10 protein-coding genes and 1 pseudogene are annotated in these 11,425 nt (G+C 70.3%); all 11 read right to left on the bottom strand.

Translation table 11 applies throughout. From position 1 onward, the window contains the following. Nucleotides 1-365, bottom strand: a pseudogene (locus tag Q0654_RS04070) (hypothetical protein); the annotation flags it as partial. A gap of 118 nt (nucleotides 366-483) precedes the next feature. After that, a complete protein-coding gene (locus tag Q0654_RS04065) occupies nucleotides 484-1,158 on the bottom strand; it encodes a ParA family protein (protein ID WP_298850704.1) in 675 nt (224 codons plus the stop codon). Between the two features lie 4 nt (nucleotides 1,159-1,162). After that, on the bottom strand, nucleotides 1,163-2,029 hold the full coding sequence (motD, locus tag Q0654_RS04060; protein ID WP_298850703.1) for a flagellar motor protein MotD: 867 nt from the start codon (nucleotides 2,027-2,029) through the stop codon (nucleotides 1,163-1,165). An 80-nt stretch (nucleotides 2,030-2,109) separates the two neighbouring features. Beyond that, on the bottom strand, nucleotides 2,110-2,850 hold the full coding sequence (locus tag Q0654_RS04055) for a flagellar motor protein (RefSeq protein WP_298850702.1): 741 nt from the start codon (nucleotides 2,848-2,850) through the stop codon (nucleotides 2,110-2,112). Nucleotides 2,851-3,310: 460 nt separating this feature from the next. Next, entirely contained in the window at nucleotides 3,311-5,110 is a 1,800-nt protein-coding gene (locus Q0654_RS04050; protein WP_298850699.1) for a chemotaxis protein CheA, read from the bottom strand. A gap of 21 nt (nucleotides 5,111-5,131) precedes the next feature. Beyond that, nucleotides 5,132-5,764, bottom strand: coding sequence for a protein phosphatase CheZ (locus Q0654_RS04045; protein WP_298850697.1), 633 nt, complete (start codon nucleotides 5,762-5,764; stop codon nucleotides 5,132-5,134). Beyond that, nucleotides 5,761-6,153 (bottom strand): chemotaxis response regulator CheY, encoded by a 393-nt coding sequence (cheY, locus tag Q0654_RS04040; RefSeq protein WP_298850693.1) that lies wholly within the window; start codon nucleotides 6,151-6,153, stop codon nucleotides 5,761-5,763. Before cheY ends, Q0654_RS04045 begins: the two co-directional genes overlap by 4 nt. Before the next feature lie 50 nt (nucleotides 6,154-6,203). Further along, entirely contained in the window at nucleotides 6,204-6,950 is a 747-nt protein-coding gene (locus tag Q0654_RS04035; protein ID WP_298850691.1) for an RNA polymerase sigma factor FliA, read from the bottom strand. After that, complete coding sequence (locus tag Q0654_RS04030; RefSeq protein ID WP_343230117.1) at nucleotides 6,950-7,768, bottom strand: MinD/ParA family protein; 819 nt, start codon at nucleotides 7,766-7,768, stop codon at nucleotides 6,950-6,952. Before Q0654_RS04030 ends, Q0654_RS04035 begins: the two co-directional genes overlap by 1 nt. A 55-nt stretch (nucleotides 7,769-7,823) precedes the next feature. Continuing rightward, the gene (gene flhF / locus Q0654_RS04025) at nucleotides 7,824-9,284 is read right to left on the bottom strand and encodes a flagellar biosynthesis protein FlhF (protein WP_298850689.1); all 1,461 of its coding nucleotides are present in this window, start codon (nucleotides 9,282-9,284) and stop codon (nucleotides 7,824-7,826) included. A gap of 67 nt (nucleotides 9,285-9,351) precedes the next feature. Beyond that, nucleotides 9,352-11,424 (bottom strand): flagellar biosynthesis protein FlhA, encoded by a 2,073-nt coding sequence (gene flhA, locus Q0654_RS04020; protein ID WP_298850687.1) that lies wholly within the window; start codon nucleotides 11,422-11,424, stop codon nucleotides 9,352-9,354. Nucleotide 11,425: the final 1 nt, after the last annotated feature.

Below are 11,425 nucleotides of genomic sequence, written 5' to 3'. Positions count from 1 at the left end.
GCCTGGTCGAACACGCCGGCGGCCTTGGCCTCGGCATGGGCCTGCTCGAACACGGCTTCGAGTTCGTCGAGCGGATCGCCTAGCGGTGCTGCGAGTGCAGGCGCTGCGGCGGCCTGGTCGAACACGCCGGCAGCCGTGGCTTCGGCATGGGCCTGCTCGAACGCGGCTTCGAGCTCGTCGAGCGGATCGCCCAGCGGCACTGCGAGAGGTGCGGGCGCGCTGGGCTCGGGGGCTGCGGCAGACGTGGGCGCCACCCCGGGCAGTGCTTCGGCCGTGCTGCTCGCTATCGCAGGCGCGGGCGCGGGCGCAGCGGGCTCGCCGAGCAGGGCGTCGAAGTAGTCGTCGAGTACGGGTTTGCCGCTCATGGCGTCGAGCCTCGGGGTTCGGCTGCGGCCACCGCTTTCAGGTCGGCGGTGACCAGCCAGTCGGTCAGGCGCAGATAGGCGCTGGCGCCGCGCGCGCTGGCGCCCAGCGAGGCCGGGGTCAGCGCCTGCCGGCTGGCCTCGCGCAGGCGGGTGTCGACCGGGATCTCCTGTCCCAGACCGCATCGCCGTGGCGCGCGCGCAGTTCGGCGAGGCTGTCGACGGCGGCGCGGGTGCGCTTGTCGTACAGGGTTGGAACGATCCGCGCCGGCACCGGCGTGCCGCGTGAGCGCTGCACCATGGCGGCGGTGCGCAGCATCGCGTTCAGCCCGTGCAGGGCCAGCGGTTCGGTCTGGGTGGGGATGATCAGCGCGTCGGCGGCGGCGAGTGCGGCCACCATCAGCACGCCGAGGGTCGGCGGGCAGTCGAGCAGGGCGTAGTCGTAGCGGTGCTGGCCGGCGAAGGCCCGCACCAGGGCGCGCCCCAGACCATGGCGCGTGGCGCTCTGGCGCTCCAGCGTCGCCAGCGCAGGCTGGCCGGCGAGCAGGTCGAGGCCGGGCTGGCCGCTGGGCCGGGTCAGGGTCACCAGCGGCGGCGGCGCCTCGGCGAACAGCTCGTACACGCCGGGTGGGGCGGGCTCCTCTGGCACTTCCAGCCAGCGCGACAGCGAGGCGTGCGGATCGAGGTCGACCAGCAGGGTGCGGAAGCCGCGCTCGGCCAGGCAGGCGCCGATCGCCAGCGTCGAGGTGGTCTTGCCGACGCCGCCCTTCTGGTTGGCGATGCACCAGGTGCGCATGCGCTCAGCTTCCTTCCGGTGGTGGTGCCAGCGCGTCGTCCTCGCCGTTGCTGCGGGCGAGGATCACCAGCACCACGCGGCGGTTGGCGTTGCGCCCGGCTTCGCTGGAGTTGTCGGCCACCGGCTGGAACTCGCCGTAGCCGACCACGGTGACCCGGCCCGGCGCCAGCCCGGTGCCGATCAGCACCCGCGCGATGCTGGCCGCGCGCGCGGCCGACAGCTCCCAGTTGCTGGGGAACAGCGCGGTGGCGATCGGCACGTTGTCGGTGTGGCCTTCGATGCGGATCAGGTTCGGCGCCTCGCGCAGCACCTCGGCGACCCGGGTCACCGCCGCCACCGCTTCCGGACGCGGGGCCGCCGAGCCCGAGGCGAACAGCATGTCGGACTTGATCTCGACCTCCAGCCAGTCGCCGCGCCGGTAGACCTGCACGATGTCCTCGAGGATCAGCGTGTCGAGCGCGCGCTCGATGTCGCTGGCGATCGCCGACAGCGCGTCGCGCGAGCGGCTCTGCTCCACGGCGGTTTCGCGCGCGCGCTGGTCCAGCCAGCGCGCGCGCTCCTCTTCCGGCAGCGCTTGGGCGATCTGCTCGGCGATCATGCCCATCGGCAGCTGGCTGCCGATCACCGACTTGGCCTCCAGCCGCGCGCCGTCGGGCTGCAGCTCGCCGAACTGCACCGGCAGCAGGTGCTTGCCCGGGCCGCCGAAGGCTTCGGACAGCGAGTTCGATACGACGCGGTACTTGCCCTCGTTGACCGAGGAGATCGAGTACATGACCACGAAGAAGGCCAGCAGCAGGGTCACGAGGTCGCCATAGGGAATGGCCCAGGCCTCGTGGTTGGCGTGCTCTTCGTGGGCGTGTCGGCGTCCCATGGGACCTCAGCGGGCAGCGTGTCGCGCCCAGCCTGCAAGCTGCGCGCCGCGGGCGGAGGCGGGCCGCTGCAGGCGTGCGCTCACAGCAGGTAGCCCTGCAGGCGCGATTCGATGTTGCGCGGGTTCTCGCCCTCGGCGATCGCGATCAGGCCTTCGATGACCAGCTCATGGGTGCGCGCGCGCACCCGGATCACCGACTTCAGCTTGGCCGCCACCGGCAGGAAGAAGAGATTTGCCGAGGCGATGCCGTAGATCGTCGCGGTAAACGCCGCGGCGATGCCCACACCGAGCTTGGAAGGATCGGCGAGGTTCTGCATCACCGCCATCAGGCCGAGCACCGCGCCGATGATGCCCAGCGTCGGCGCATAGATGCCCATGCCTTCGAACACCTTGGCGGCGGCGAGGTCGCCCTGCTCCTGGCTGGCGAGATCGATCTCCAGCACCTTGCGCAGGGTGTCCGGCTCATTGCCGTCGACCAGCATCTGCAGGCCCTTGCGCAGGAAGGGATCGGACAGCTTTTCGACATCGGCTTCGAGGCCGAGCAGGCCGTCCTTGCGGGCGCGGGTGCTCCAGCCGACGATCTGGTTCAGCAGCTGGCGGCCGTGGTCCTCGGGCGGCTTGATGATCCACGCAAAGATCCTCAGTGCGCGCCGGAAGGTCGGCATCGGCGTCTGCACCAGGATCGCCGCCAGCGTGCCAAGGATGACGATGATGAAGGCGGCGGCCGACCACAGCGAGGACAGGCCGGCGCCCTTGGCGACAGCGCCGCCGATGATGGCGACCAGGCCGAGCACGATGCCGATGAGGCTGAGGATATCCATGGGCAGTGCTATCGGCCTGGGCTGTCGGTGCTTGAGCGGGACGCGGTCGATGCGCCCTCGATCGCCTGGCGCTCTGGCGCGCGCCACACCCTTGAAGCCGTCATCCCCGCGAAGAGCCTGCCCCTCGCGAAGGCGGGGGCGGGGATCCAGACTGCTCGCGACTCAGGCTGGCAGTGCTGGGCCCCCGCCTTCGCGGGGGCGAGGATGGATGGGGTCGCGTTGCTTCCACTCCTGGGGAGAGCGTCAGCGTCCGGCCTTGCGGCGTGACTGTTCCTCCTGCCAACTCGAATCGTCATCCCCGCGAAGGCGGGGATCCAGCCTTCTCGCGACTCAGGCTGGCAGTGCTGGGCCCCCGCCCCCGCCTTCGCGAGGGGCAGGCTCTTCGCGGGGGCGACGACCACGGATTTTGCGGGGAGTGTTCTGCTTCCTGAGCGAGGGCAGCGACTCATGGGGCCTGCACCTACAGCGCGTTGCGCAGGCCGGCGACGTCGAGGATCAACGCCAGATTTCCGTCGCCGGTGATGGTGGCGGCGGCCAGGCCGGTCAGGCCGCGCAGCGAGTGCGGCAGCGGCTTCACCACCACCTCCTCGCGGCCGCGCACCTGGTCGACGACGATGCCGAGCTTGCGGTTCTGGATCTGCACCACCACCACGCCGGCGTCCTCGGTCTGCACCGGCTGGCCCAGCCAGCGCCGCAGGAAGATCAGCGGAAAGGTCTGCTGGCGCAGGTCGAGCATCTCGTGGCCGTCGATGAAGCGCACCAGGCTCTCGCGGTACTTGAAGACCTCGAGCACGTTCGACAGCGGCAGCGCATAGGGCCGGCCGGCGGCGCTGACCATCAGCGTCGGCAGGATGGCGAGCGTCAGCGGCACGCGGATCACGAAGCGCGTGCCTTCGCCGCGGGTCGATTCGATCAGCACCTGACCATTCAGCTCGGCCAGCTTGGTCTTGACCACGTCCATGCCGACGCCGCGGCCGGAGATGTCGGTGGCCTGTTCCTTGGTCGAGAAGCCGGCCATGAAGATCAGCTGCAGGGCTTCGGTCGGCGACAGCCGGGCGGCGGTGTCGGCGTCGATCAGGCCCTTCTCGCGGGCCTTGGTGCGCAGCATGTCGGGGTCGATGCCGCCGCCGTCGTCGGCGACGATGATCACGATGTGGTCGCCCTCCTGCTGCGCCGACAGCTTCAGCGTGCCGGCGCGTGGCTTGCCGATCGACTCGCGCTTGTCGGGCGCCTCGATGCCGTGATCAATGGCATTGCGCACCAGGTGAACCAGCGGATCGGACAGGGCTTCGACCAGGTTCTTGTCGAGCTCGGTGTCCTCGCCGATCAGCTGCACGTTGACCTCTTTCTTCAGCGTGCGGGCGACATCGCGGGCGACCTTCGGAAAGCGCGAGAACGCGCGTCCGACCGGCTGCATGCGCACGCGCATCACCTCGGCCTGCAGGCGCGCGGTGACCACGTCGAGGTTCGAGACCGCGCGCTCCAGGTCCTCGTCGCGCGTGCGCCGGCGCAGGGCCTTCAGGCGATTGCGCGCGAGCACCAGTTCGCCGACCAGGTTCATCAGGCCGTCGAGGCGCCTGGTGTCGACGCGCACGCTGCTCTCGGCCGGCGCAGCAGCAGTCTTGGCAGGGGCAGCGCCTGCGGCGGGCGCTGGATCGGGCGGTGCCGGCCGCGGTGGGGCAGGCGCATGCACGGGGCTCTGCGGCAGCGGCCGGGCTTTGCCGGCGGGCACCTGCTGGGCGCCCTGGAACATATCGAGCAGGGCTTCGAATTCGTCTTCGGTGATGCTGTCGCCGTCGGCCGGCGGGGGCGCCGCTTTCGCCACCGCGGGCGCGGGCTTCGGGGTGGCTGCGGGCGCTGGCTTGGCTGCCGCTGCGTCCGGCAGGGCGGCGATGCGGATCGCGTTCAGCAGGCTTTCGGGCGCGCGATCGGCGGCGCTGCCGGCGCGCAGGGCGGCCAGTTGACCGGTGAGATGATCGAGCGCGCCCTGGGCGAGGTCGAAGAGGTCGCCATCGACGGTGAGCCGGCCCTTGCGCAGCAGGTCGAACATCTCCTCGACGCCGTGGCAGAGCTCGACCAGCGGGGTGAAGTTGAGGAAGCTGGCGCCGCCCTTGATGGTGTGGAAGCCGCGGAAGATCGCGTTCAGCAGCTCGCCATCCTGTGGCTGCATTTCGAGCTGCACCAGTTCGTCACCCAGGCGCTCGGCGATCTCGCTGGCCTCGACCAGGAAATCGGCGGCGATGTCGTCATGTCCACTCATGCGGGCGGCCGGCGACGGGGACTAGAGGCCGAGGCCGGACAGCAGGTCGTCGACATCGACCTGGCTGACGCCGTGGGTGTCGATGCCCGCCAGCGCCGGGCCCTGGGCCTCGATGCCGGAGCCCTTGCGCTGCTCGGGCAGGCCGAGCGCATGGCTGATCTTGCCGATCGCCTGTTCGACCTGCTGGACCAGGCCGACCACCCGCTTGATGGTCTGGCCGGTGAGGTCCTGGTACTCCTGCGCCAGGGCGATGCTGGACAGGTTGCTGCGCACGCTCATCAGCTCGTTCTCGAGCGCGGAGTCGAGGCCCTGGCTGCGCAGGAGGTCGATGCGGTTGCGGCAGTCCTCGACCAGGTCGAGGGTGCGATGGGTCGCTTCCTCGGTGGTCTGGACCACGAAGTTCAGCCGCGCGCGCGCGTCGGGCAGCTCTTCGCCGGCGAGCGCGCCCAGGCGGGCGTCGATCGGCAGGGTTGCCAGTGCGCCGGTCAATTCGCGCGCCAGCCGATCGATGGCGGCGTAGATCGGCCGCGAGCGCCACTGCGTCAGCGACTCGATGCAGCTGCGGTAGAGGGTGTCGTCGCCCTGCTCCAGCGCGCCGAGTGCGGCGTGCATCAGGTGCAGCAGGTGCTCGCGCTCTGCTGCGGACGCGTTCATGCGGCGCTGCCCATGCGCTCGAAGATCTTCTGCAGCTTCTCCTGCAGGGTCTGCGCGGTGAAGGGCTTGATGATGTAGCCGTTCACGCCGCTCTGCGCGGCTTCGATGATCTGCTCGCGCTTGGCTTCGGCGGTGACCATCAGCACCGGCAGGTGGGCGAGCTTGGGATCGGTGCGGATCGCCTTCAGCAGCTCGATGCCGGTCATCCCGGGCATGTTCCAGTCGGTGATCACCAGATCGCAGGGCGCCGAACGCAGGTGGGCCAGCGCACTGTTGCCGTCCTCGGCCTCCGAGGTGATCTGGAAGCCGAGGTCGTTGAGCAGGTTCTTGACGATCCGGCGCATCGTTGAGAAGTCATCGACGATGAGGATCTTGAGGTTCTTGTCCATGGGAGACGGCTCGTCAGAAAGGGGAGGGTGCGTGGAAAGGGGCTTCAGGCTCAGTCGGCTTCGACCGGATCGCGGATCCAGTCGGCCAGGCGCGAGCGCAGGCGTACCAGGGCCTGCCCATGCAACTGGCAGACCCGCGATTCGGTGACGCCCAGCACCGCGCCGATCTCGCGGAGATTGAGTTCCTGCTCGTAGTACAGGCTCATCACCAGCTGCTCGCGCTCGGGCAGCTTGCCGATCGCGCTCGCGAGGTCGCTGGCGAAGGCCTCGCGCTCGACGCCGGCCGCGGCCGAAGCCGCCGAGGTGCTGGCCGGCAGGCGCAGCTCGCCGGATTCGTCGGCATGCGCGTCGATGCTCAGCACCTGCCCGCGCGAGGCGTCTTCGAGCAGGCGGTTCAGCTCTTCGACCGGGATCTGCATGGCCTGCGCGATCTCGACGTCGCGCGCGGCGCGGCCGGTCTTCTGTTCGATCGCCGCCGTCGCCGCCGACAGCTCGCGCACCCGCCGGTGCACGCTGCGCGGCACCCAGTCGCCCCTCCGGATTTCGTCGAGCATGGCGCCGCGGATGCGGATCGAGGCATAGGTTTCGAAGGCCGCGCCCTGGCTGGCGTCGTAGCTGCGCGAGGCTTCGATCAGGCCGATCATGCCGGCCTGGATGAGGTCGTTGACGTCGACACTGGCCGGCAGGCGTGCCGCCAGGTGGTGGGCGATCCGCGCGACCAGCGTCCCGTGCCGGGCGACGGTCTCATTGGCGTCCGGGCGACTGACAGCGCGGTATTCGGCTTCCGCCTGGGACATCACACATGCGCCTCGGGGGGCGCCACCAGGCGCTCGACGAAGAACTCGACCGGCCCGCGCGGCCCGGTCGGCGCGCTCCACTGGTCGATGCGGCGGGCGATGCCGCGCAGGGCATGCGCCGAAGGACAGGCGGGGAAGGCTTCGACCACCGCCTGCTGGCGCTGGATCGAGCGCCGCAGCCACTCGTCGTGCGGAATGATGCCGAGCAGGCTGACGGTGACATCGAGAAAGCGGTCGGTGACCCGCGACAGCTTGTCGAACAGCTCGCGGCCTTCCGCCGGGCTGCGCACCATGTTGGCGATGATGTGCACGCGGTTCACCCCGCGCTCGCGCGAGAGCACCTTGATCAGCGCGTAGGCATCGGTGATCGAGGCCGGCTCGTTGCAGACCACGAGGATCACGTCCTGCGCCGCCTGGGCGAAGGTCAGCACGCTGTCGTGGATGCCCGCGGCGGTGTCGACCACCATCACGTCGATGTCGCGCTCGAGTTCGGAGAAGGCGCGGATCAGCCCGACCTGCTCCGGCGCCGACAGCTCGGCCATGGCGCGCTTGCCGGACGAGGCCGGCACCACCGCCAGGCCGTGCGGGCCTTCGAGGATGGTGTCCTCCAGCGTGCAGCGGCCTTCGATCACGTCGGCCAGGGTGAATCGCGGCGACAGGCCCAGCAGGACGTCGACGTTGGCCAGGCCGAGGTCGGCATCCAGCAGCATCACCTGGCGCCCGGCATCCGCCAGGGCGACCGCGAGGTTCACCGAAACGCTGGTCTTGCCGACGCCGCCCTTGCCGCCGCTGACCGCGATCACCCGCACGGGCTTCATGCGCGGCTTGCGCAGGCCCTGGGCCTGGTCGGGGGGCAGGGCATCGGCGCGGGCTTCACCCTGCGACATGCTCGATCTCCTCGTGGATGTGGGCGCTGCCGCGGCGCTGCTCGGTGACGCGCAGGGCCAGGCGATGGGCTTCGGCGCGATGCAGGTCTTCGGGCACGCGCTGGCCATCGGTCAGGTAGCTGATCGGCAGGCCGTGGCGCACGGTCACGCCGAGTGCGGCGCCGAGGCGACCGGTCTCGTCGACCTTGCTCAGCACCACGCCGCGCGGCTTGGCGATGCCGAAGCGGTGCACCACTTCGTCGAGGTCGTCGGCATGGGTATTGGCCGGCAGCACCAGCTGGGTGTTGACGTGGGGCAGCCTTGCCAGCGCCGAGAGCTGGGCGCCGAGCGCCAGATCGCGGTGCGAGAGGCCGGCGGTATCGACCAGCACCAGCCTGTAGTCGCCGAGGCGGTCCAGCGTGTCGCCGAGCTCGCCGGGATTGCCGACTTCGATCACCGGCATGCCGAGCAGACGGCCGTAGGTGAACAGCTGCTCGCGGGCGCCGATGCGGAAGCCGTCGGTGGTGACCAGGGCGACGTCGCGCGCGCTGTGTCGGGCGGCATAGCGCGCCGCCAGCTTGGCCAGGGTGGTGGTTTTGCCGACGCCGGTCGGGCCGACCAGGGCGACGATGCCGCCGCGCTCGATCGGCTCGTCATCGCTGACCCGCAGCGACTTCGCCAGCAGGCCGAGCAGCAGGCCGCGCGCGCGCGCCGGATCGGCATCGGCCGGGATGCGCTCGACGATGCCGCGGGCGAAGGCTTCGTCGCAGCCGTAGCCCGAGAGTTCCTCGAAGGCGGCGGCGCGTGCCGGCGACAGCCGCATGCGCTGGTCGGAGAAGCGTTCGAGCTCCTTCTTCAGCGTCTGCCGCAGCAGGGCCATCTCGCGCTTCATCTCGGCGACCTGCGGGTCTTCCACGCAGAGCTGGGCGACCTGGTCGGGAATCCGCGTCAGTCGGCGCGCGTTGGCGCGTTCGATCTGGTCGATCGCGGTGATCGGCCGGCTCGGTGCGGCCGGCGCTGCCGGTGACGGCGTCGGTGCCGTGGCGATGACTGCAGGCGCCGGTGTCGGCGCCACGGCCTGCGGTACCGTGGCCGGCGGGCGCGGGTTCATGGCCTCGGCGCGGGCGGCCGCGGCGATCTGCGCCAGCTGCGGCGGCAGCAGGGTATCGGGCGGCGGTGGCGGGTTCTGGCTGGCGCGCGGCGTCGCGGCTGCCGCGCGCACCGGCACCGCAGGCGCGGCAGCCACCTGGGCATCGGCGGCCGGCGCGGTCGCCGATGCCTCGGCGGCACGCCGTGCGGCGGTCAGCGACTGCTGCACCAGCGATTCGTCGTAGTCGGTGGCGCTGACCACCTCGACGCCGCCGTCGACGCGGCGGTTGGACAGGATCACCGCATTCGGGCCCTGCTCCTCGCGCACCAGGCGCAGCGCGCTGCGCATGTCCTGGGCAAAGAACCGTTTGATCTTCATGCGCGTGTTCCGCCTGTCCTGAAGGTTTTCGAGAGCCGGGCCGCGAACCTGTCAGGTGTCTGCGACCTCAGCCGACATTGCCGACCAGCTTGAGCTTCTTGTCGTCCGGCACCTCGTGGTAGGCCAGCACGTAGAGCTCGGGAATCCCGGTGCGGGTCAGCTTCGCGATCAGCGATCGCACCGGCCCCGGCACCAGCAGCACTGCGGGCTCGCCGACCGCTTCCTGCCGTTTCACGCACTCCACCAGCGACTGGTGCATGCGTTCGGCGAGACCCGGTTCCAGCGCGGCGCCGTTGCCGCTGACGGACTCCTGCAACACCCGTTCCAGCGGCGGAGCCAAGGTGTAGACCGGCAGTTCCGGGGCCAGGCCGTTGATCTCCTGGACGATGAAACGGCCGAGCGCGGCGCGCACGGCGGCGGTCAGCTGGGCCGCATCCTGCGTGTTCGGGCCATGTTCGAGCAGGGACTCGCAGATCCGCCGAAGCTGGCGGATCGGTACCTTTTCGGTCAGCAGGTTCTGCAGGACGCGGACGATGACGGAAAGCGGAAGGGTTCTTGGCGTCAAATCTTCGACGAGCTTCGGGTGGGTGCGCCCGAGCGCCGACAGCAGCTGCTGCACTTCCTCGTGGCCGAGCAGGTCGGGCGCATGCTGGCGCACCAGATGCGAGACATGGGTGGCCATCACCGTGGCCGGGTCGACCACGGTCAGGCCCAGGGCCTCGGCCTGCGCGCGGCTGCTCGGGCTGATCCACAGCGCGTCGAGGCCGAAGGCCGGGTCGCGGGTCGGCACGCCGTCGATGTTGACCGGGATGCGGCCGGGATTGAGCGCCAGCTCGCGGTCGGGATGGATATCGCCGGCGCCGATCGGCACGCCGTGCAGCAGGATCCGGTAGGCCCCTGGCGAGAACTCGAGGTTGTCGCGGATGTGCACGGGCGGGATCAGAAAGCCCAGCTCCTGGGTCAGCTTGCGGCGCACGCCCTTGATCCGCGCCATCAGTTCGCCGCCCTGGGCGCGGTCGACCAGCGGGATCAGCCGGTAGCCGACTTCCAGGCCCAGCGAATCGACGGGCGACAGGTCATCCCAGCTCAGCTCGGTGGGCGCGGCCGGCTTCGGTGCTTCCTCGGCGACCGGCGCAGGGGGCGGCGCGATGCTGCGCCGGTACAGCACCCACGCGGCATAGCCGAGCACCGCGGCCAGGCTCAGGAAGGCGAAGTTCGGCATGCCGGGCACCAGCCCGACCAAGCCCAGCAGGGCGGCGGCGATGGCCAGCGCCTTGTGCTGGCCGAACACCTGGCTCATCACCGTGCCGCTCATGTCGTGCGAGCGGGAGACGCGGGTCACCAGCATCGCCACCGCGGTCGAGATCAGCAGGCCCGGGATCTGCGCGACCAGGCCGTCGCCGATGGTCAGCAGGGTGTAGATCTCGGCCGACTCGCCGGCGGACAGGCCGTGCTGGGCCATGCCGATGGCGAAACCGCCGATCAGGTTGATGAACAGGATCAGGATGCCGGCGATGGCGTCGCCGCGGATGAACTTGGAGGCGCCGTCCATCGAGCCATAGAAGTCCGATTCCTCGCGCACTTCCTCGCGGCGACGGATCGCTTCCTCGCGCGACAGCAGGCCAGCGTTCAAGTCGGCGTCGATCGCCATCTGCTTGCCGGGCAGCGAGTCGAGGATGAAGCGCGCCGACACTTCCGAGACGCGCCCTGCACCCTTGGTCACCACCACGAAGTTGATGATGGTGAGGATGGCGAACACCACGAAGCCGACCGCGAAGTTGCCGCCGATGACGAAGGCGGCGAAGGACTCGATCACCTTGCCGGCGGCGTCCGGCCCTTCGTGGCCGTGCAGCAGCACCACCCGGGTGGAGGCCACGTTCAGCGCCAGCCGCAGCAGGGTGACCAGCAGCAGGATGCTCGGAAAGATCGAGAACTCCAGCGGCCGCTGCACGTACAGCACGGCCAGCAGGATCACCAGCGAGATCGCGATGTTGAAGCTGAACAGCACGTCCAGCGCCAGGGGCGGCAGCGGCACCACGATCATCGCCATCATCGCAAGCACGATCAGCGGTGCGCCCAGGCCCTGGCGCATCAGGCCCATCAGCTGGGCGCCGCGACTGGCGGTGGCCGGTGGGGCCATG

Source organism: uncultured Aquimonas sp. (assembly GCF_937888285.1).
Lineage (GTDB): Bacteria > Pseudomonadota > Gammaproteobacteria > Xanthomonadales > Xanthomonadaceae > Aquimonas.
This window is presented reverse-complemented; position numbering and strand designations above follow the sequence as displayed.